The sequence below is a fragment of the Lentimicrobium sp. L6 genome (assembly GCF_013166655.1).
In the GTDB taxonomy this organism is placed as follows: Bacteria; Bacteroidota; Bacteroidia; order Bacteroidales; family UBA12170; genus UBA12170.
In genome coordinates this window covers 18,043-40,986 of the sequence record NZ_JABKCA010000040.1, presented here as the reverse complement: position 1 = coordinate 40,986, position 22,944 = coordinate 18,043, and the positions used below count along the sequence as shown (strand labels likewise).

The following is a 22,944-nucleotide window of genomic DNA, read 5'->3' as shown; positions in this document are numbered from 1 at the left end:
TACCATGGTTCAAGTGGAAGCGGGTCCGAATTGGAAAGGATACAATCTTAATAAAGAACAAAATGGAATAGATCTTAATCTCATCAATGGAATCCAATTTAAAAACAAATTATTCGCAGGTATTGGCCTTGGGTATGTAAACTTCGAAGGCATCAGTGGAGTTTCTATTTTTTCAGATTTTGATTACCTACCATTAAAAACCAAACTGACCCCTTTAATAAATCTCAAAATTGGATATAATCATATTTGTAACCAGTATAAAAACGGAACAGGGAGTGCACTAATAGAATTAGGCGGAGGATTAAACTATAGGTTTAGTGAAGAATTTGATATTTATCTTCAATCTGGTTTCATGATAACGCAACAAACATTTTTTATTCCAATAAAGTTGGGATTGAGGATTTAAGAAATAACCATTGGTTATTATATACTGAAGCTTCGTTCAGCAGAAGTTTCTGAATAAGCTGGCTTTAATTTAATGTGAGCTTTATATCTTTTAGACTTCATGACAAATAGAACGCTCCGTTCCAAATCAAGACTCCCCGATTCTCTCTGTTTTTATCAATAAATTAGTGTCATTCACCCAATTCATGACAAATCAGGATAATTTATTGCCATTAAAACAAGTCCCAAATCAATTGATAAGCCAGTCTAGGGCATGAAGTAGCACAATTATTACCGCAAAATCCTGTAAAAGCTTAATTTTCATGGAGGAGGCCAGAAAATATCATTTGAATAAATATTTAGTATTTATACTTCTTCTATCGGCATATATTTATTTAGCCTGTAAAGTAAAGTAGTTTGATGAGTAGTTCAAAAAAAACATTTGGTTTTAACTAAATGAAGGCAATGATTGAGCTTAAAACCTCCCTAACATTAAGTCTTTTATAAGCGTAAAAACCGCTAGTCTAACCTTCTGAATCCTCATGAATTTTCTCCTTGAAGAAATCACTAATTTGAAAACATAACAAGAATTAGGTTTAGCATCCACCTTATATTTATTCTTGTTTTTCAATAAGTTATATGCATATTTTTTCATTTCAGTTATTAATTCAATTCAAGAATGGAGAAGAAAAAAAACAGAGAATAAGTCAGATAAAATAATCTTTGAAATTCAATATTCTTATACAACAAGATTAGTTTTTTTGATTAGGTTTGCTCACCATTAAAAAATGGCATAATATAAAACTAAAAAGAGATATATCATTATGAGTGACAAGATCATAAAAGTTTCACGAAACACAGAAAATGCACCAAAGTGTTCTGTATCTACACAGACTGTAGCTTTTTCTCATTATAATAATTTTTCTGCCCAACTAGCTATCGATCCAAAGACAGGTAAAATTATAGCTGGTGGTGTTAAAGAGCAAGCTGAGCAGTGTTTGAAAAACATCAAAGCCATTGTAGAAAGTATCGACCACGTAATGGACGATGTTGTTAAAATCAATGTATTCGTTAAGAATATCTCAGATATGGATGCTATTGATGAAGTTTATGCAAAATTCTTCCCCGGTTCTCGCCCTACACGTACTGTTGTTGCTGTTGCAGCTCTACCTATGAGTGATGCATTGGTTCAAATAGATACTTTGATTTCAAACGGTGAAGGTACAGCTCCTCAAGCTCCTTGCGCGCTTATCAAAGTTTCTAGAAATACGAAAAATGCCCCAAAAAGTGCTATCGCTAAACAAACGGTAGCTTTTTCTCATTATAATAACCTTTCTTCTCAATTACCTATCAATCCTGAAACTGGAGATTTGGTAAGTGGTGGTATAAAAGAGCAAACAGCACAATGTTTAAGCAATGTTAAAGCCATTTTAGAAAGCATAGACCATGTGATGGAAGATGTAGTTAAAACAACTATTTTTCTTAAAAACAATACTGATATTGAAGCAGTCAACGAAGTTTGTGCCAAATTTTTCCCAAACTATGTTCCTGCTCGTTCCACAGTTAATGCCTCAGCTTTAGCTATGGATGCTTTGGTACAAATTGACACCGTTATATCACATGGTGATGGTACACCTCCACAACTTATTGAAGACAGCAAACTACTCATTATTGAAGCAAGCAATACAGAAAATGCACCAAAAGCTCCTTACTCACATACAGTAGCTTTTTCTCATTACAATCATATTTCAGGTCAATTACCTTTAGATGCAAAAACTAGTGAAATTATAGCCGGTGGTGTAAAAGAGCAAGCTGAACAATGTTTAAATAACATCAAAGCAATTATCGAAAGTGTGGACCACGTAATGGACGATATCGTTAAAGTAAATATCCAATTAAAAGATATTGCAGATATTGATGTGGTAAACGAAGTTTATACCACATTCTTCAAAGGCGATCTTCCTGCAAGGACAGTTATTGGTGTTTCAGCTATCCCTATGGATGCTTTAGTACAAATTGATGCTGTTGTTTCTAATGCTGAAGGTACACCTCCTGCATAAAAAAGGAAATTATTTTTTATTTTGTTCTATTGTCTTAAAATGCAATATCTTATAAAACTGTAAATACAAAAATAGCTTGGGCAAAACCCAAGCTATTTTTTTGTGATATTTTCTATCATTTTCACTTAATGAAAAAAATATTTAGAAGACAAATCTGTAGTTCAAGACAATCCTTACTTCTTCAACTTCGCATAATACTTACAATACTCAGTAATCCCACATTTCTCACATTTTGGGGAGCGTGCTAAACAAACATATCGACCATGGAGAATGAGCCAATGATGTGCTGTTGGAATTTTTTCTTCAGGAATATGTTTGACGAGTTGTAACTCGGTGTCGAGAGGTGTTTTTGAGTTTGTGGTGAGTCCCAAACGTGCTGAAACTCGAAACACATGAGTATCCACAGCCATAGCTGGCTTATTAAATACCACCGAGGCTATTACATTTGCGGTCTTCCGCCCTACTCCTGGCATCTTCTGCAATTCTTTAATATCGGAGGGAACTTCTCCTTTAAAGTCCATGTGCAGCATCTGTGCCATCCCCAAAAGGTGCTTGGCTTTATTATTAGGATAGGAACAAGAGCGAATCAACTGAAATATATCATCCACAGTAGCATGAGCCATTGCAATTTCATCAGGATATTTATCGAATAAAGCAGGTGTAATTTGGTTCACACGTTTATCAGTACATTGAGCAGAGAGTATCACCGCTACCAAAAGTTCATAAGGATTACCATAATGGAGCTCTGTTTCAGCTATGGGCATATTCTCCTCAAACCAGGATATTACTTTCTCGAATCTCTCTTTCTTTCTCATTTTGTTGTGTTTTATATCTGCGCCTAAGCAATTATTCTTATTTCTCTCTGCTTGCTCTGATTTGAAATCCAAGTACACCTATCAATCTTTAATTTCTGCACACGGAAAACATTTCCGAACGAGCCAAATTATACTGTAGGGAATAACAAAAACTTAAAAGGTAAGTGTTTGTTTTCAGTACAAACCTAAGGAAAAAATTGATGTTTTAGGACTAGCTCTTTGGAAGATAAAGTTTGCCTTGCCAGGTATCTCGTGCTTCCAATTCCCGCTCAATCTTCTGTAATATCTGATCATTACGAAGATTTCCCCAAGCTTGACTCACCAAAAATCGAGGAGGAACCTCCCCCGCAAATCTTTCCACTACAAAATTAGGATTTAATTGCTCTAAAAACCTCACCATGAAATCGATATACTCTTCCATTCCAAACAGCTCAAAATTCTCAGGTGACTTTTTAAACTCCTTGGCCATATGGGTTCCAGTGATAATTTGTAATTGATGGAATTTGATATTATTCATGGGTAATTTATTCAACACATGCACCTGATCCATCATCTCTTGTCTGCTTTCGCCGGGTAGTCCAAAAATCATATGTCCTCCACACTTCACCCCATAATCATGGGTGAGTTTCATCATATCAATTACATTCTGAAAATCATGCCCACGATTAATTCTCTCCAAGGTTTTATCAAAGGTGCTTTCAATCCCATATTCTAAAATCACATAATGGGTTTTACTTACTTCAGCGAAGTATTTAAGCTTTTCCTCATCCATGCAATCGCTTCTGGTTCCAATGACCAAGCCCACCACGTTTTCCATTTCTAAGGCCGGACCATAGAGTTTTTTGAGTTCTTCTAGAGGAGCGTAAGTATTAGAATAAGCTTGAAAATAAGCTAAGAATTTTCCGGCCCTACGATATCTATTGGCATGAAATTCAATACCTTCCTGAATCTGTTGAATAACAGGTTTCTTGGAATCATTATAACTGGGATTAAAAGCATTATTATTACAATAGGTACAGCCTCCTCTAGCTACTTTCCCATCTCTATTCGGACAGGTAAATCCAGCATCAATAGTAGTTTTTTGCACACGTTCGCCAAAAGTACGTTCGAAGTATTGGGCGTAAGCATTAAATCGTCGTTTATGTCCCCAAGGATATGAGGATGCTAATGTTTCAGTCATTCGGCAAAAGTAAAAATACTAATCCATCAAAGCGAATATTATTTGGTAAGGAAATGTAAAAAGGGAGGTAGAGAAAAAGAGAACGAGAGATTTGGGGAAATGGAGAGTTGGTGAACTAGAGAGCTAGAGAAAGTTTCAGGCTCAGTTTTTGACAGCTAGCCTATTTTGTAGTTTCAGGCATTCAAACATAACAAATCTGTGCAGATCTATTTAATCCGTGTCATCCACGTTCTTTTGAATCATTTTTTTGACGTTAGGAACCAACCATTTCCCATATTCCTATATATCCATCAACAAAAAAAAGAGGTGAACTGAAACAGAACACCTCTTTGTATATTATATCTGGTTTAATTATACCGATGTTAAAAAATAAGAGACATTAATCAATACAAATTAATTGTTTATAAATTTTAAATCGGCATAAACCATTGTAAAACTAAAAGCGACTAAAAATCTCACTTTTAATTACAATTGGTATTACTTGGCAACACGCTCAAGCCATTTCACCATAAAGATAATCGTAAACATTGAAATAGCACAAGCTACAACAAAAATTCCCCATGTCATCCAAATTGGAATAGTTTCATAAAGAACAGCACCTATGAACAATAGTCCATTACCAAGAGCTGTAGCACCTAACCAACCACCTTGCATCAAACCTTGATACTGTGGTGGAGCAACTTTAGAAACAAATGAAATTCCCATTGGGCTAATAAATAGCTCAGCAACAGTAAGGATGAAATAAGTACCAGCCAATAAGAATGGTGTAACACGATGAATATCATCTAAAGGAGTTCCTCCGTTTGCAGAGCTCACCTCGTTGAATAATGGTAAACCAAATGAACCAAACATCATCAATACAAAACCTAGCATGGCAATACCCATACCAATGGCAATTTTCTTAGGAGTAGATGGTTCCATATTTCGTACACGAAGCCAACCAAATAATCCAACTACAATTGGTGTTAAAGCAACAACAAAGATAGGATTCATAGCTTGGAAAACTTCGGCACCTTTAAAGGTAATACCACCTATGGTAAATACCAATAAGCTTAAGTCAGTATAATCTCTCGCAAACATAGTTAGCGTAAGTCCATTTTGGTGGAAAGAGAACCAGAAGAAGATAACTACACCAAATACAGCTAATAAAGCATACATTCTTTGTGCTACTTCTTTAGCTTCCATTTTAATTTCGTCAGTGATTTCACCTGCAGCAGCTTTAACTTTTGGATTTGGGAAATTCTTCTTATTCATAAAGAAAATAACCGTAGAAATAGCCATAGCAATAATCGCTACACCAAATGCATAATGGAATCCTTCGTTAAATACATTTAAATACTCGTTAGAGAAGGCTGTTAAATCATTAACGGCTTTTCCTGAAACCGTTTCAGCAGCAGTTTTAAAATTAGCAATAGAATCTTCAGATAAAGAACCATTGAGGTAAGCATGACAATACTCAGGTAAACTACCATCGTAAGTAAAGTTGAATTTGCCCAACCACCAGTTACGAACACCAATGGCAGTAAATGGAGCAAAAATGGCACCTACATTAATGAAAGCATAAAATAAAGAGAAACCAGAGTCTCTCATGGCACCATATTTCTCATTATCATACATTTGACCAACTAAAGCTTGTAAGTTACCTTTGAATAAACCATTACCAAAAGCAATCACAAATAAACCAATAATGGAGATAGTTAAATAAAATGGAACACTAGCCACTGGTGTTGGAGTTGGGATAGCCATAATGAGGTATCCTGCACTCATAAGAAATAAACCAGCAATAATAGTTCCTTTAAAGTTTTGGATTTTATCGGCTATGATACCACCCACCAATGCGAGGATGTAAATAGAGAAATAAAATCCAGAATAGATGTAACCAGCATCGGTACCTGTTAAACCAAACTTAGCTTGGAGAAACAGCACCAAAATAGCCATCATGGTGTAAAATCCAAATCGTTCGCCCATATTAGCTAACGAAGCGGGGATAAGCCCTTTAGGGTGTCCTTTTAACATAATTGTTTATTTTAATGATTATTTAATTTCAATTACTGAATTTTAGCAGGAAAGCACAAAAATAGTTAATTTTCAATGGGTAGCAAGTTAAATTTTACGGTTCAGAAAATTACTGAATGATACCTAAACAGGCTTTCTTAAATGCAAATTGTTTGCAAATTTACAGACGACCACTCATAATATAATATTTATGAGAGCAACAGCTTCTATTTTTTATGACAAAAGGAGAAAAACAAAAGATGGATATCCTTTTAAATTGAGAATTACAAACCTAAGACAAACTAGTTTTATTAGCTTAAAGCTTTATATGAGTTTAAAAGAATATAAAGATTATACCAGCTTAAAACGATTACCCAAAAACATTACATCTATTAAGAAGAAATTAATTCAATATGAAGCCAAGGCCAATCTAATATTGGATGAAATGAAAGATTTTGATTTTGAATTGTTCAAAGAGAATTTTTCTGGAACTAAGCCAAAGGCAGTCCAAAAAGTGTTTATAAATGACTTATTTCAGGAAAGAGCAGACGAATTTAAGAGTAAGGAAAAATATAATACTGCAATCACCTATGTTAACACCCAAAAAGCACTATTAAGATTTAGAAAAGGTATTAGAATAGCACAGGTTAATAGTAAGCTTTTAGAAGACTTTCATTCATTTCTTATTTCAGAGAGTAAAAGTATTAGTACTGTTTCAATTTATATGAGAGCTTTTAAGGCAGTTGTTAATGCCAATAAGGAATTGTTTAAGGTTTATCCTTTTGATAAATACAAAGTTCCACAGGCAAATAATAATAAGAGAGCTCTTACAGAAAAAAGACTAAAGAAAGTTCTATCCTATAAGTTTAAAATTGATGCATTTAATTTCTATATGGATTTATACCGCTTTAGTTATTTTAGTGGAGGTGTCAATATTAAAGATATAGTTTTACTAAAGAAAAAGAATCTACAAGGTGAATACTTGGTTTACCACAGAGCCAAAACCAATAAACCAATTAAAATATACTTACTTCCAGAAGCAAAAGAAATCATTGAGAAATATACAAGCGCCAATGATTTTATATTTCCTGTATTGGAAAATGAAGAAGCGGAGCATGTTTACAAGAAAGTGAATTCACTCACCATTAAAATAAACTACACCTTAAAGCAAGCATGTGAAGAACTTCAAATTCCTAAAATCACTACTTATTCAGCCCGTCACAGCTTCGCCACTATTTTAATGAATAAAGGAGCAAGCATAGTATTTATAAGTCAGTCATTAGGCCACCAAAATATTGCTACTACTCAAAACTATTTAGGCAGCTTTACAGACCAGCAAATGAAAGATAGTATGATGAAGCTGGTTTAATTGGTATTTAGTGGGTAATGTATTAAGCTTTTAGGCACTTTCTACCTGTAAACATATTGATATCCCAAACATAGCTAAATTGTGTAGAATTGACTTTTACAAAAAATGCCCCAATGCTATAAAGGGTTAAAAAATATTACAAACTAAAAGTTCTGTACTTCTTAGGATACATCTATTAACTAATTATATGGCCTTTTTTTAGGTAATGTATTGTGCTTTTAGGAACTTTTTACAAGTGGCTATACAAATATCCCAAACATAGATTTAATGTGTAATACCTCTATAAACTTAACTAGACCTCCTTAAATGTTTGGGAAAATGATTTCTAGAAAAGTTCTTTGACATGATGTTTTATTACTAATAGCAAAACATGGCGAACCTTATTTTTTAAAGTGTAGATTATCAGACACATGTGTTTTGTTACCCTGGCGTATGTAATAAAAAAGGAAATTATGATGCTGGTTGATAAGAATGTGTTTAGTAGTCTTGGGTTTAACTTTGAAGTGAATATTAATCCTAATTTGAAAGAAGGTTGTACAGAAAAGATAGATATACCCGAATATGGAATCGTCTATAAACCAAATAAGCCATATTACAAACTTTCACTTGATTTATGGGTTGATAAATTTGATTCATACAATAAAATAGGATTGCTCCGTGGTCATTTAGTTAGGTTTATTCAACTTAATCCAACTAAAAGAGACTTTAATACTTTATATATAGTATTAGATTCGGCCATTAATAGGATTAACAATAACAGTTTGTTGAATTTCAACTTTAACAAAATTCATACTCAACTAATAGACCAAGCTTTGGATGATACAAAAAACTTAGAAGGTATTATCCCAAGTAAAGAATATTATATGTCTATCGACTGGAAAGAAAAGCATGATTATTATACTGGCAAATTTGGATTTGAGAATAGGAATTTAGTTAATAAGGCCAAGGGTATATTGGTTAAATATGAGAATAGTAAAAAAATAAACGAAGTTATTGATGCTATGATTGAAGCCAAGATATTTATATCGTCAGAAACTATCAAAGACCAAATCTTTAAAACTGGGCTTAGGCAAATCAAAGATGTGTATAAGGAAAGAAAAGAGGAACTAAAAAAATATAATATGGATGAATTTGGAGTTAAAACCCTAAAAACCTATTGGAAAAAATATTCAGAAATGGCAGCTTGAAAAATTAGTACCGCCTATCTTTAAATAGATATATATTTAAGGATGGGAGGAACTTTTTTGAATAACATATAACAGATTGAAAATTAATATAATGAAATGGAAAAGAGTTTTTATAGAAAGTATCAGCAAGGGAAGTTAATCAGTATTTTTTTGAATAAGGAACTAAAATCAAAATTAGATTATTTAATAAAAATGAGTGGTTCAAATATCAGTTATCAAGAGTTGATTCGATTAATAATTTTAAACAAGTAGAATGAATAGAGAAGATTTTGTAAAGAAGAAGGTTAAAGAATTAAAGAGTACAAAAATAAATCAGGCTAGTGAAATACTACGCCAAGAGTTTTCGACTTTAAGGTCACTTTACAAACTAGCTAACAAAGTACTAACCAGAAACCAACTATCAGTAAATATAGATAAGTTGATTGTCACCTCTGACAAGGTTGAGCACTTTGAATTATTTGGATGTAGAGAGTATGGAAAAATAATATTCAACTCTAATTTGGCAGATAGTATAACTAAAGAAATAATTGAAACTTTACGAGAAGCTCGTAAAAGCTTTAAGGAAGACAATATTGAAAAGGTAAGAAAACACTTTGTAGAGAGGCTGGATTTTGATGCAACCTATAAAGACAAAAAGGAGCTTGCCAAAATCTTATTCCAGTCTTATAAGGACTTAGATATTGACGAGGTATATGAAGATAAGGATTTGGATAAAATACTAACCTTAGAAAATGTATATGGAAACAAGGTTAAAATCAAAACCATACTAGGCATGAGTGAGTATACTGAGCCAGTTGTGGAGAAACCTTCCAGATTTAGCTGGAAATAGTTAATCAAAAACTCTACTTTTCTTTAAAGAGGATGTCTGAAATATGGCGTCCTCTTTTTAAATCAAGGAGAGAGAGAAAGCAAACTCAATTATACACCCATAAATTGTAATTCTTAGCTATACGTATTGATGAATTAAGGCTTTAAACTCATATCAGATATATTGTATCCATAATTGAGGTTAAAATATCAATCACTTAATCAATTAAACCTATCATTAATCCTCAAAGTCAGGTTAAACGATAAATAGATTCAGATAAATAGTAAGAATATTCTTATTATTATTAACTTTACCGCTATATGTAAACTTTAAGTATTCACCTATGAAAAAAATATTAGCATATTTAATTATTAGCTGCTTATTTGTCAGCTGTGGAAATTCAAAAAACAATGTTTGTCCTAAAGATAATGGTTCACATAATTTGAAAAAAACAATAGTTGGTATGGATGAAAACTATAATGATATTTATGCTTGGTATTGTACTAAATGTGATAAAGTAGTAAAAAAATAAAATTACAATAATATGGAAGGTGGAGATGTTTTGGAATATTTATTTTATAATACAATAGGGTCGATAATTGTTTCAATTATTGGTTCTTATCGTAAAATCGGCGGAGGTAAAGCGTTTTTAATTTCTTTTATTTTAAACTCTATAATAGGGTTTGTTATTGTCATCCTATCAAAAAGTTTGAAAGACTCTGAAGATGAAAAGCAAATCCAAGAAGAATCAATTAATTTACAAAGAGAAGCAATAGAAGAACAAAGAAAGATGAATCAAAAAACTGATGCTTCTAATATGACGGAGCAACTAGAAAGGTTGGCAAAGTTAAAGAAAGAAGGTATATTGAATGAAGAAGAATTTCAAAAAGCGAAGAAAAAACTAATTGATTAATATTCTGAAAAGGAATTGAAAAATTTTGAATCCGCAATGGATATTTTAAACATATCATACTAACTATTTACAATTTTTATCATGGAAAAATATAAAAATATGATTACTAGAATAAAGAAACCTTTATTAGTAATAGGAATGATTTTTCCAATTTTGATTCTTCTTTTTCTCTTTAGTGATACTTATAGTTCTATTCTAGTCAGTAGCAAGATATTATTTTATATAAATGCTATTATTCTTTGGGTTGGCTTAATCGTTTTCTATTTTATTCCTATAATCATTGGCTTACAAAAGGTTCATGCTAAAAGCATTCTTATTATCAATCTATTATTAGGTTGGACTTTATTAGGTTGGATAGGTGCTTTAATATGGGCAATTAATTCACCAGAAAAAAATGCGCCTATGCAAGACCCTATAATACAGCCTCAACAAGAATCTTTATCTAAGAAGGAAAAAGCCAATTCTGAAAGCTCGAATAACATATTGATTAATGACATAAATAAATTAGTTAACTTAAAAGAAAAAGGTGTATTGTCTGAGGATGAATTCCAGTTAGCTAAAAAGAGGTTGTTTACTGAGTAAAATTTCACCGCAGGAGAGAAGGTGAAACCGCTTACGACAATCATCACTTTTGACGGTGGCCATCTAATATCTAAATACTGATACCTAAATCAATCTTTATAGTCTTGGCTAAGTATATGCTAGCTTATTTTAATAGATGAAATTAATCTTATTATTCTTATAAATACTATGCTGATACTTTGATGGATTCAATGATATTTTGTATCTTTAACCTTTATAAACCAGAGTGGTTTTAATCGTTCTTTGTTTGCAAATAAGATGCTAAATTTTTGAAAGTATATTGTAAGTAACTGGAAATGACATGTCAAAAATCAACTTTAGGGTGTCCTTTTAACATAATTGTTTATTTTAATGATTATTTAATTTCAATTACTGAATTTTAGCAGGAAAGCACAAAAATAGTTAATTTTCAATGGGTAGCAAGTTAAATTTTACGGTTCAGAAAATCTCTTAGAATTGTTTTCAACAGGAAATAATGAGCAACAATTTTTTTCTACTTTTGTAAATAAATACATACCTATGATTGTTGATGCTTTTATCCCTTGTTTTATAGATCAGGTTTTTCCTGATACTGCCTTCAATATGATTAAATTACTTAAGAAATTAGGGGTGGAAGTTCATTATAATCCTGAGCAAAGCTGTTGTGGTCAAATGGCTTTCAACAGTGGATTCTGGGATGAAGCCAAAGCTATGGGGGCAAAACATATTAAGGATTTCTCCAATAATAGACCTGTAGTGAGCCCTTCTTCTTCCTGTTCTGGGATGGTGAAGAAGCATTATGCCAAGCTTTTTCATAATTCAGCTTTACATAATGAATACAAAACACTAAAATCAAACACCTATGAAATCTCAGACTTTATAGTGAATGTATTGAAAAAAGAAGATGTCGGTGCTGAATTCCCTCATAAAGTAACTTATCATGAAAGTTGTGTCAGCAAAAGAGAATATGGATTGACCCATGAAGTAAGAACCTTATTGAAGAATGTAAAGGGATTGGAGCTCATTGAAATGAAAGACGCTGATACTTGTTGTGGTTTCGGTGGAACTTTCTCCGTGAAGTTTGAAGGAATTAGCACGGCCATGGCCGAACAAAAAGTAGAAAATGCTTTAGCTACCGAGGCTGAGTATATCGTAAGTACCGACGCCAGTTGTCTCATGCATATCCAAGGATATATAGATAAACATAACCTTCCCATCAAGACTATTCATATTGTGGATTTATTGGCTGCTAACCTGTAAAGGATCAATACTAGATGGATGGATTGGGATAAGGAATTAATGAGTGAATGATTGAATTAGTACTTCATAGGATACATACAAAATCCTAATCAAATATTTCCATCCTAATAGTTTATGAATCATTAATTCGCGAAAATCAGTTAATTCGTGTGAATTAGCGGATATTGTTTTTAGAATTCCAAGTCAGTCAAATGCCCATCTTTCATTTCATATAGCCAGGCATGAATGATAGGATAACCCGTTTTCTTCTGGCTTTCTTGTACACATGAAAAACCTGAAATGGTTCTACATTGCTCCATCACATTCAGTCGACTAAACTCATCCAACATCTTTTCATCTTCAGGAATGGTTACTAGATATTCTTTGTGACGGTTATAGACTAATTTAATTTTATTCAACCATACGTCCATAGCACCTTGCGACTTCTCACACATACTAGCTTTGATTCCTCCACAGCCAGTATGTCCAGCTACAACAATATTTTTCACTTTTAAAACCTCAACTGCAAATTGGATTACAGCCATAATATTGTTATCATCGGCAGAAACCATGTTAGCAATATTTCTATGCACAAAAACCTCCCCAATATCTACTCCCATAAGTTTTTCTACACTCACACGACTATCGGAACAACCAATATATAAGAAATCAGGATTCTGAGAGCTAAAATGATTTTCAAAGAACTCAGGGTTCTTTTCCTTCATTTCTTTTGACCATTTTCTATTGTGCTCAAATACACTATTATAATCTACCATAATTAAAGAATTTAGTCCAACTTCAGAACCGCTAAGAAGGCTGTTTGTGGCACTTCCACATTACCCACCTGACGCATTCTCTTCTTACCTTTTTTCTGCTTTTCGAGTAGCTTACGCTTACGTGTAATATCACCACCATAACATTTGGCTGTTACATCCTTACGAACTGCTTTTACCGTTTCACGAGAAATAACCTTTGATCCAATAGCTCCCTGAATGGCAATATCAAATTGCTGTCGTGGAATCAGCTCTTTCAATTTCGAACAAATCCTGCGTCCAAAGTCATAGGCATTATCTCTGTGAATCAATGTAGAGAGGGCATCCACAGGTTCTCCATTTAACAGAATATCTAACTTGATCAAATTTGCAGGACGATAATCCGACAAGTGATAATCGAAAGATGCATAACCTTTAGAAATACTCTTTAGCCTATCATAGAAATCGAAAACTATTTCTCCCAAAGGCAATTCAAAGGTAAGTTCTACTCTATCACTAGCTAAATAAACTTGATTTTTTAGCTCTCCCCTTTTATCAATACAAAGTTTCATCACCTGTCCCACATAATCACCTTTGGAAATGATTTGTGCTTTGATATATGGCTCTTCAATGTGATCGATATATTTTTGCTCTGGTAATCCACTAGGATTATGAACTTCCGTCATTACACCTTTATTAGAAACCACTTTATAAGAAACGTTAGGAACAGTGGTGATCACATTCATATCAAACTCTCTATCTAACCGCTCTTGAATAATCTCCATGTGCAGAAGTCCTAAAAATCCACAACGGAAACCAAAACCTAAAGCCATACTGCTTTCTGGTTCCCAGGTTAATGAAGCATCATTCAATTGAAGTTTTTCCAATGAAGCTCTTAATTCTTCGTAATCATCAGCATCAACAGGATAGATACCTGCAAACACCATTGGCTTCACTTCTTCAAAACCATCAATAATCTCTTCACAAGGACGATCAACATGCGTTACGGTGTCACCCACTTTTACTTCTTTGGCGGTTTTAATGCCTGAGATGATATAACCTACATCGCCAGTTTTCATCACCTTACGCTGTTCTTGCTTCATTCTTAAAACACCAATCTCATCGGCATGGTATTCTTTGCCTGTAGACATAAACTTCACCAAATCACCTTTTTTTACCTCCCCATTCATAATGCGGAAATAAGCGATAATTCCTCTAAAAGAATTAAATACAGAATCAAAAATTAATGCTTGAAATGGTGCTTCAGGATCCCCTTTGGGAGCAGGAACTTTTGCTATAATGGCCTCTAAGATCTTATCAACTCCAAAACCAGTCTTACCACTTGCAGGAATAATATCTTCTAAATCACAACCAATAAGATCGATGATTTGATCGGAGACATCCTCTGGCATGGCATTATCTAAATCCATTTTATTCAAAACTGGAATAATTTCCAAATCATTTTCTATAGCAAGATAAAGATTAGAAATGGTTTGTGCCTGAATACCCTGAGTGGCATCCACAATTAAAAGGGCTCCTTCACAAGCTGCAATAGATCTACTGACCTCGTAGCTAAAGTCAACGTGACCGGGAGTATCTATCAAGTTTAAAACATATTGTTCTCCATCTTGCTCAAAATCCATTTGGATAGCATGACTCTTTATGGTAATCCCACGCTCACGCTCCAAATCCATATCATCAAGGGTTTGTGCCTGCAAATCTCTATCAGAAACAGTTCCTGTTGCCTGTAATAGGCGGTCTGCCAGAGTACTCTTACCATGGTCAATATGGGCAATAATGCAAAAATTACGTATGTTCTTCATTTATTCATTTTCGTTTTGTGGATGCAAAAATAGTGTTTTTAAAATTAAGAATATTGTTTTGGTTTTAAATGTTTTGTTAAGAGATGATAAGGTCTGAAGAGGGAAGCAAGAAGGTAGAAGGTGGAAGTTCGAAGCATGGAGTTTCTGGGTACTGGGTACTGGGTACTGGGTACTGGGTACTGGGCACATTGTCCGCGCTAGCTGGTTTGGGTGCTGGGTACTGGGTTCGACCCAGAAACTAAGATTTCCTAAACCTTTTCAATGCTTTAGAATTATCTGCATTTAGGTTGATGATGGCAAATATCATAACAGCGGCACTCACCCATTGTACTGAGCTCAAGAGATGACCATTGATAAAATAATCAAATAGAATGGCCGACATGGGAAAGAATAATTCCATAATGGTGGCAATAATGGCCTTCACCTTTTTCAATCCAAAATAATAAAGGAAGATGGCTCCACTACCTGTGGTCATGGCTATGATGAAAATCACCATCCAATTCTGAGGAGTCACATGATTGAATTCACCTAAAAAGCCCATACTCGTAACCACAACAAACATAATAGTAGCTGTAAATCCATAACGGAAGAAAGTAGCTGAAATAAAATCTAATTTCCCAAGCACTTTCTTGCTAAACACAGTAGAACTACCAAAACTAAAAGCAGCCAACACCGCTAATAAGGAGGCGTATATGGTATTTTTATCCTCTTGAATATGGGGTAATGAAGCGCCAAAGGTTAAAAAATAACCTGCAATTAGAGCTATAATAGCCCAGAGGAGGAAATTCCTACGAAGCTTTTCTTTTAGAAATAAAGCGGCCAGTGAAATAGCAAATACCGGTTGTAGTTTCTGTAAAAGTACTACGATGGACAAGGATTGAAAGTTAACGAGAAACAAGGCTTTCACTATAGCCATGGTTCCAATACTCCCTCCAAAAGTGGCCACCATGATTAATGAAAAAAGCTCAGTCCTAGTTAAGGTACTCAACAAAGAATAACGCTTATACAAAAAGAAATTCATCAAAAGGAAGGGCACCAAATGCAGAATAAAAACCACAAATGGAACTGGCAAGTTAAACAACCTTGGTGTTAAAACAATACCATCGAACCCCCAAAACGTTGCAGAAATTCCAATAACCACCGCACCTAAAATGACTTGTTTATTTGCTTTGCTTTCCATGCTGCAAAATAACAAAAAAATGATGATTTATAAGCTAAAAGTATTAAGCCTATTTGATTAAGCTATCAACTACTAGGGGTTTACAATCCCGACTAGGGAATTCATACGCTGGAAATCATGCTGATCAGTATAAGGAAAGCTTCAGTAATAGTTTTACAAAAAATGCTTCACCCCAAATAATAAATTTAGCTTCCCAGTTCACCCGCTTTGTAGAATGTAAATTATTTATACAGTTCATGTAAAATATATTTACACTAAAGCAGGATTCCTATTCAAAAAACAGAATATATATACCTATAAATAAGACGCATACGGTTTTCGGCATAAGGATTGAATGGCAAAGATTACCCTTTAATTAACAAGAGTCTTATGTCTTTTTGTAAAATATTTAAAACAATATTCCTATGAGAGCTATACACCTCCTGTTTTCCCTTATTATATTCATTCTTTTTGCATTTTCAAATATTTCTTTTGCAGATTCTGGAGGTCCTTTAAAACCAGAACAAGCAGCCTACGATGTGACCTATTATTATTTAGACTTGAGTATTGATCCCGAAACTCAAACCATAAATGGTTCCTTATTGTGTCAAGTGACCATTATCAACCCCATCGATGTTCTTTTATTAGACCTTGATGATGTTTTTTTGGTAACTAATGTTGATATCAGCATTAATAATTCAGATTTTCAGCAGACTAGTTATAGTCATGAAAATGAGCTCCTAGAAATAAATATTCCTGAAGATGTGGATACTGATGACATGATTAGCTGTAAAATATACTATAATGGTGCACCTAGAATCTCCCAAGGTCCGCCGTGGGATGCTGGTTTTGTATGGGACACTACATCAGATGGTCAACACTGGTTAGCTGTGGTTTGTCAGTTTCAGGGAGGTGATATTTGGTGGCCTTGTAAAGATCATCCATCGGATGAACCAGATTCTATGCATATTAGCTTAAGAGTTCCAAATCCTTTGGTATGTGTTTCCAATGGACAATATTTAGGTTTTGTAGATAATGGAGACAATACATCAAGCTATAATTGGTTTGTATCTGTTCCTATTAATAATTATAATGTGACCTTTTATGCTGCAGATTTTTTATTGATTGAGGATGAGTATGAAAGTACCATTGGAAACGAAATTCCTTTCAGATTTTGGGTTTTACCCGAAGATTATGAAACGGCGGTAAATTATATGGATGTTTTCCAACAAGAATTTGATTTTCTGGAAGAAATTTACGGACCATTGCCATTCGGAACAGATAAACAGGGTTGGGCACATGCTCCCTACTTGGGAATGGAGCATCAATCTATTATTGCCTATGGCCATGATTTCACCACCAATAGTTGGGGATATGACTATATTCATTTGCATGAATTAGCCCACGAATGGTGGGGCAACTTATTAACCGCCAAGAACTGGGCCGATATCTGGATACACGAAGGAATTGCAACTTACACTGAAGCTTTATATGTGGAGTATTTATCCGGAATGGAGACTTATTTCAATTTTATGAGACTTCATTATCCTGGACCTCAAATGAATCCATTAGCTCCTTATGAAGATATGACTGCTTCAGATGCATTTGACCTCCTCGAGCCATACAACAGAGGCGCCTGCACAATGCACGCTTTAAGATATCATTTAGGAGATGAACAATTCTTTGAAGTATTAAAAAGATGGGCCTATCTTGATCCTGATGATTTTGGAAATGAAGATGGAAGACAGTGCAGGTTGGTCGATACGGAAGATTTAAAAATCCAAGCTGAGCTAGTTACCGGTGTAGACTTAGCCCCATTTTGGTCTGTTTTTTTAGAGAAGCTAGCTATCCACAACTGAAAGTAAACAGAGAATATGACCAAACCAGTTTTGAGTGGTTAACTGAGCAGAATGTTCCTTTAGATTTAAATATTCCAATTACTATTAATGGTGAAGAGTATACAGTAGAAATGGAAAATGGATATGGAAGTATTTCTATGGGTATTGAAGATGAGTTAGAAATAGATCCCAATGATTGGATATTATTAATGCAAGAGCCTGAAATTATTCTTGGAACAGACTACCTAAATAATGAGTTTTCAAGTATTCAACTGAATCAGAATTTCCCCAACCCTTTTTCTGAAACCACTCAAATAGGATATTACGTTTCCAAATCAGAAAATATAAGTATTGTTCTCTTTGATATATTAGGAAACGAGATTAAAACCTTAGTCAATAAAATTCACCTAACTGGCAATTATTCTATTTCACTCCATAGAAATGAATTATCTGATGGTGTTTACTATTATCGATTGATATCGGATGATGGGATAATTAGTAAACAGTTGCAAATTATGGAATAAAACAAAAGCGACATTTTTACAGTAAAAATGTCGCTTTTGTTTTGAATGTCTATTTCTTTATTTCCTTACCATCTTCACAAACTCGTCCACTTCCGGAACGCCACCCTGATAAACCAAATAACCATTATATGGCTCTCGTGGCGTGATTTCATCGTTAATAGGAGTCAACATTAGTTTTTTAACCTCCTCTTGGTCGTCTGTTTGGCCTAGTGCCCAACCTAGTTTCACGAAGGCAGTTTCTGGTAACATATTACCTGCAGGGATAATACCTCTGGCCATCATATCGCGACCAGTATCATATACAAACATATGAACATAACCCCAAAGTGTTTGAAGTGTCATATACATATGAACTCCTTTTTTATGGGCTCTCTCAATGGCAGGGTATAATTCTTTATTCACATGACCCAAGCCAGTTCCTACAAATACAATTCCCTTATAACCTGCATCCACCATAGCATCTAAAACATCTGGCTGCATGGCTGGGTAATAATAAAGCATAGTTACCTTTTCACTAAAATAAGGAAGTATAGTTACATTTTTATCTTTACGACGGTGGTTATATTCTTTTTTGATAGGCATGATGCTTTCTCTGTTGACACGAGCCAATGGAGTATCGCCAATAGTGCGGAAAGTAGAACGATAAGAGGAATGCATTTTTCTTACTCTGGTTCCCTTATGTAATAATCCATAATCATCGGAAGTAGGTCCAAACATACAAACCATTACCTCGGCAATATCACTATGTCCGGCAGTAAACATGGCATGCATTAAGTTTAAAGCTGCATCGGAGCTGGGACGGTCAGAGGAGCGTTGTGAGCCCACAAGTACAATAGGTACAGGAGAATTCTGAACCATAAAAGTAAGCGCTGCGCCAGTATGGTGTAAAGTATCGGTACCATGACCAATAACAATCCCATCCACACCTCTCTCAATTTCTCTACCAATGGCTTTAGCTAAAGCTATGTATTGCTTTGGCCCCATATTCTCTGAGAAAACTGCAAACACCTTTTCTGTTTCTAGATTACAGATATCAGCCAATTCAGGAACAGCTCCATAAAGCTCCCCTGGAGAAAAAGCAGGAATAACCGCACCAGTTCTATAATCTAAACGGCTGGCAATAGTTCCTCCTGTTCCAAAAAGCTTCACTTTTGGTAATCCTTCTGTATATGGAAACTCCTTTTCAGGAATTTTATAATTGGCTTTTTTATAGCCCGTTTCTTTCATCGCGGTGATAGTATTTACATCTACTCCCACATTATATCCAGTAATAATTTTCATTACAATATGAAAATCATCATCATTTTCTGCTCTTGGTAATACTGTTCCTTCAAAAGATCCACGGGTAGTCTCAACAACGGCTGTCCCCCAAACCCTAACATGATATTTTTTTAGCATTTCTAATGCTATACCTTTATATCCTTGAAATATATCGTCTGTCATTTTCGGTCGTTTTAATAGTTTAGAGGTCTTTCAATTGTTTTTCTACTTCTTTTCCCAAATCAGCCAAAGGAATATTTCCAATAGCCATTCTTCTCAACTGCCCCATTACCCAACTCTTTTCATTTTCTTTAGAATTGACAAAGGCAATTTGTTGGAACTTCTCTTTTAAGAATGGAATTTGACCGTAAATGGTCTTAGCATCCACTTTTCTGAAATTGATAGAATTCAATACAGAATCGAATTGCATTTTAGGATGCATATAAATATGTGGCAACATTAAAACCGCCAACTCCTCTTGCAAATCATTATCCTTTAAATATTTGAATAATGCAAAAATGGTATTGAAGTTAAAATTATCAATCGACTTAAAATGCCCTTCTACAAATTTCAATTTATGCCCTAAGAAAGAACCTATAAACCGTGGTGTATAACCTAATTCACTTTGAATTCTATCGATTAAAGGATAAAGATTCTTTTTAAATAGATAAGTATAAGTATCCGTCGGTACTTTCCAATCTTTAAGTTGATGATATCTGTCAATCACATCAGAAGGTAATTGTTTCCGCAAACCTTCAATATAATCATCGGCCAAAGGAATGGGCGCCGAATCAGTATCAGGATACATACGGTCTGCACCTGGCAATACGCGTTCGAAGATGGTAGTTCCATCTGCAAAAGACTTACGGGTTTCTTCAGGAACACCGTCAAAAGCCATTAAACAACGCTCTTCAATGGTTTCTAAAGCTGTTTTCATATCGTCAGCGGGTCCCCAGAAAACGATTTGAGCATCCTCTTTTGTGGTTTCTAGTGATTCGCGAATCTTTTCGAAATCATCCTCAGCCACCTGAGGATCTAGGCACTCACTATGCGTCATATTAGGACGTTCTAAACAAGCTATTACTTTTAATCTGTCGGTAATTTCATCGGCGAATATTTTCCCTGGTTGTGTGAAATGCGACAATAGTTTACGAAAATGAGGAAGGTTTACAGCCATAATGGTAAAACCAGCTTCTTTTGCCGCATTAATATCTGTTGATGGGAAGTTGAAAGTATAATAATTGAGCTCCGCAGAAGTCATTTTCCAATCTTCCTTATTTATTCTTGATTTTAACTCATCGCGAAGACGCAACAGCGACCATTGGCGATAGGCTTCATTATGTGTTAATTCGGGAATCCATTTGGTATGGGAAACCCCTTTTATTTCTACTCTTGTTCCACCCTTACAACTCACATTAACATCTTGTCTACCCGCTCCAATTCCAGTAGCTACTTTTCCAGTACTTCTATTTAAAAACCTGATGTAATCACAAGCTTCTTTAACCTCCTCAGGATTGAATAATTCAGGTTGAGTTACCGTTTCTATCAATGGCATTCCGAGACGATCTGTTTTATAAACACGTTCGTGGCCAATATCAGAAATTTCTCTACAACTGTCCTCCTCAATACTTAACTGAATCAATCCCACTTTTTTATTCTTCAAAGGTATTTCACCATCAACACCTAGAATCGCTGTTCTTTGGAATCCGGCAGGAATACTACCATCCAAATATTGCTTTCTAATGATATGAACTTCACCCACAATATTAAAACGAGACAAAAGAGATATCTCTAAACCTATTCCCAATGCTTCTCTATTGATCGGAAACGGTGGAGTATCGTCTATTTCGTAAGTACAGGTGGTTTCGTTCTTGATTCTATAATGGATATTCTTTCGGGTTCTGAATTCCATCAAAGCGGTTCCATCATACTCTCCCAACTCACTTAATGTGGGACGCATATGACGGATGATTTCTGCATCAAAATCTTCATGTCCATTAAACTGACCCGCCGGACAACGACAAAAGAGTTTTTCTTTAGTCAATAATTGCTGATGCACTTCCAAACCCGACATAAAACCAATACGGTCGTAATCTTTTTGTTTGGCAGATTTTCTAGCCACGTAGCCAATCGCTTTTTTAGTGGCTTCATAGTTCTTTTTAGGATCGAATTTTCTCATTCTCAAGTATATTTGGAGCTCTTATAAAGGGGGTGATACCATCATCAATTTCCCCATTTGATAACGGGAACCAAAGGTAAACAATCTATAAAAAGAATAGGCTTTTTAACAGAAAAAGGGAGGAATTGCATCACCTTTTCAGGGAAATACGGAAGAACAGAATGCGAGAGGATAGAAGCAAGAAGTTTCAAGTTTGAAACCCAAAGTTTAAAAGAACCTCTTTATTTCTGGGAACCAATCTGTTTGATAAAGTGGAGAAAAGGTCGACTCGGAAGATAAACAAAATCGGAATTAAAAAAGAAAAAAATACACAAACTATTCTAACCTGAATAATTCATGCGATTAGTTTGTGTCACATATGAGGCGACTAACTCAGCAGGCATAGTCGCCCATTTCAAAGAGTTAGCACCGAAGCAGATGGCATGAAATAATCAGGCTAAGGGAGGTCTCTAACAAATTTAACGGTCCATTCTTCTGGTAACTTGGGAACAGTTACCCAGTTCATATTCTGGCTCAGACAATTACAACTTCCGCAATTGGTCACTGTTACCGTATAAATATATTGAGTATTTGCGGTATCCTTAACTACTTCGCGATAATAGCTACCTGTATTGGCGGTGAAAGCATACATTCCTAATAAATCATTTTCAGAAAAATCAATTTCAGGCTTAGCGCAATTATTATTGGTGGCCAAAACAGCATCCAATTCCTCATTATTAGTAATCAGAAAGGCTTTATCATAGAAAGGCTCATCGCAGGAATTAATAGAAACAGAACTCACTATTATCCCACTATTTTCTATAGTAGCTTCGCAAGACTCCTCGTCTTTATTACACGAAAAACTCAACATAACTAATGCAGAAATCATTATAATTGACCAAATATTTTTCATCCTCTT

Annotated in this window: 20 protein-coding genes; 11 read left to right on the top strand and 9 right to left on the bottom strand. The window is 34.6% G+C overall.

All coding sequences use genetic code 11. The annotated features are described in order from the left end of the window. Window positions 1–4 precede the first annotated feature (4 nt). Entirely contained in the window at window positions 5–406 is a 402-nt protein-coding gene (locus HNS38_RS11310; RefSeq protein ID WP_172283146.1) for a hypothetical protein, read from the top strand. A gap of 802 nt (window positions 407–1,208) precedes the next feature. Then, on the top strand, window positions 1,209–2,444 hold the full coding sequence (locus tag HNS38_RS11305; RefSeq protein WP_172283148.1) for a RidA family protein: 1,236 nt from the start codon (window positions 1,209–1,211) through the stop codon (window positions 2,442–2,444). A gap of 173 nt (window positions 2,445–2,617) precedes the next feature. Here the strand turns inward: HNS38_RS11305 and nth are convergent, their stop codons facing one another. The 3 genes from nth to HNS38_RS11290 all read right to left on the bottom strand — a co-directional run bounded on the left by nth (window position 2,618) and on the right by HNS38_RS11290 (window position 6,455). Beyond that, entirely contained in the window at window positions 2,618–3,259 is a 642-nt protein-coding gene (gene nth / locus HNS38_RS11300; RefSeq protein ID WP_172283151.1) for an endonuclease III, read from the bottom strand. A gap of 211 nt (window positions 3,260–3,470) precedes the next feature. Further along, window positions 3,471–4,439, bottom strand: coding sequence for a TIGR01212 family radical SAM protein (locus HNS38_RS11295; protein WP_172283153.1), 969 nt, complete (start codon window positions 4,437–4,439; stop codon window positions 3,471–3,473). Window positions 4,440–4,916: 477 nt separating this feature from the next. Beyond that, window positions 4,917–6,455: a peptide MFS transporter gene (locus HNS38_RS11290; protein ID WP_172283156.1), complete on the bottom strand. Its 1,539-nt coding sequence runs from the start codon at window positions 6,453–6,455 to the stop codon at window positions 4,917–4,919. A gap of 190 nt (window positions 6,456–6,645) precedes the next feature. Between HNS38_RS11290 and HNS38_RS11285 the strand changes: the two genes are divergently transcribed. The 7 genes from HNS38_RS11285 (at window position 6,646) to HNS38_RS11255 (ending at window position 12,532) form a co-directional block, all read left to right on the top strand. After that, window positions 6,646–7,803: a tyrosine-type recombinase/integrase gene (locus tag HNS38_RS11285; protein WP_172346485.1), complete on the top strand. Its 1,158-nt coding sequence runs from the start codon at window positions 6,646–6,648 to the stop codon at window positions 7,801–7,803. A gap of 452 nt (window positions 7,804–8,255) precedes the next feature. Continuing rightward, entirely contained in the window at window positions 8,256–8,990 is a 735-nt protein-coding gene (locus tag HNS38_RS11280; RefSeq protein WP_172346484.1) for a hypothetical protein, read from the top strand. Window positions 8,991–9,243: 253 nt separating this feature from the next. After that, on the top strand, window positions 9,244–9,819 hold the full coding sequence (locus HNS38_RS11275) for a hypothetical protein (protein WP_172346483.1): 576 nt from the start codon (window positions 9,244–9,246) through the stop codon (window positions 9,817–9,819). Window positions 9,820–10,141: 322 nt separating this feature from the next. Further along, window positions 10,142–10,330 carry a hypothetical protein gene (locus tag HNS38_RS11270; RefSeq protein ID WP_172346482.1) on the top strand — a complete coding sequence of 63 codons (189 nt, stop codon included), beginning with the start codon at window positions 10,142–10,144 and terminating at the stop codon, window positions 10,328–10,330. Window positions 10,331–10,342: 12 nt separating this feature from the next. After that, window positions 10,343–10,711 carry an SHOCT domain-containing protein gene (locus HNS38_RS11265; RefSeq protein WP_172346481.1) on the top strand — a complete coding sequence of 123 codons (369 nt, stop codon included), beginning with the start codon at window positions 10,343–10,345 and terminating at the stop codon, window positions 10,709–10,711. 81 nt (window positions 10,712–10,792) lie between these two features. Further along, the gene (locus HNS38_RS11260; RefSeq protein ID WP_216663701.1) at window positions 10,793–11,293 is read left to right on the top strand and encodes a superinfection immunity protein; all 501 of its coding nucleotides are present in this window, start codon (window positions 10,793–10,795) and stop codon (window positions 11,291–11,293) included. Between the two features lie 456 nt (window positions 11,294–11,749). Next, entirely contained in the window at window positions 11,750–12,532 is a 783-nt protein-coding gene (locus tag HNS38_RS11255; protein ID WP_216663700.1) for a (Fe-S)-binding protein, read from the top strand. A gap of 170 nt (window positions 12,533–12,702) precedes the next feature. On the opposite strand, the gene HNS38_RS11250 is transcribed toward HNS38_RS11255, so the two are convergent. From HNS38_RS11250 to HNS38_RS11240, 3 genes are all read right to left on the bottom strand, one after another. Further along, window positions 12,703–13,287 (bottom strand): carbonic anhydrase, encoded by a 585-nt coding sequence (locus tag HNS38_RS11250; RefSeq protein WP_172283159.1) that lies wholly within the window; start codon window positions 13,285–13,287, stop codon window positions 12,703–12,705. A gap of 11 nt (window positions 13,288–13,298) precedes the next feature. After that, window positions 13,299–15,086, bottom strand: a complete 1,788-nt coding sequence (gene lepA, locus HNS38_RS11245; protein ID WP_172283162.1) for a translation elongation factor 4 — start codon at window positions 15,084–15,086, stop codon at window positions 13,299–13,301. Between the two features lie 238 nt (window positions 15,087–15,324). Then, window positions 15,325–16,266 (bottom strand): DMT family transporter, encoded by a 942-nt coding sequence (locus HNS38_RS11240; protein WP_172283164.1) that lies wholly within the window; start codon window positions 16,264–16,266, stop codon window positions 15,325–15,327. Between the two features lie 404 nt (window positions 16,267–16,670). On the opposite strand from HNS38_RS11240, the gene HNS38_RS11235 reads away from it, so the two are divergent. Next, window positions 16,671–18,104, top strand: a complete 1,434-nt coding sequence (locus HNS38_RS11235; RefSeq protein ID WP_172346480.1) for a M1 family metallopeptidase — start codon at window positions 16,671–16,673, stop codon at window positions 18,102–18,104. Beyond that, complete coding sequence (locus HNS38_RS11230; RefSeq protein WP_172346479.1) at window positions 18,065–18,607, top strand: T9SS type A sorting domain-containing protein; 543 nt, start codon at window positions 18,065–18,067, stop codon at window positions 18,605–18,607. Before HNS38_RS11235 ends, HNS38_RS11230 begins: the two co-directional genes overlap by 40 nt. Before the next feature lie 57 nt (window positions 18,608–18,664). On the opposite strand, the gene gatD is transcribed toward HNS38_RS11230, so the two are convergent. The 3 genes from gatD to HNS38_RS11215 form a co-directional block, all read right to left on the bottom strand. Then, window positions 18,665–20,050 (bottom strand): Glu-tRNA(Gln) amidotransferase subunit GatD, encoded by a 1,386-nt coding sequence (gene gatD, locus HNS38_RS11225; protein WP_172346478.1) that lies wholly within the window; start codon window positions 20,048–20,050, stop codon window positions 18,665–18,667. 19 nt (window positions 20,051–20,069) lie between these two features. Then, a complete protein-coding gene (gene gatE / locus HNS38_RS11220; protein ID WP_172283172.1) occupies window positions 20,070–22,046 on the bottom strand; it encodes a Glu-tRNA(Gln) amidotransferase subunit GatE in 1,977 nt (658 codons plus the stop codon). 436 nt (window positions 22,047–22,482) lie between these two features. Beyond that, window positions 22,483–22,938 (bottom strand): hypothetical protein, encoded by a 456-nt coding sequence (locus HNS38_RS11215; protein ID WP_172283175.1) that lies wholly within the window; start codon window positions 22,936–22,938, stop codon window positions 22,483–22,485. Window positions 22,939–22,944: the final 6 nt, after the last annotated feature.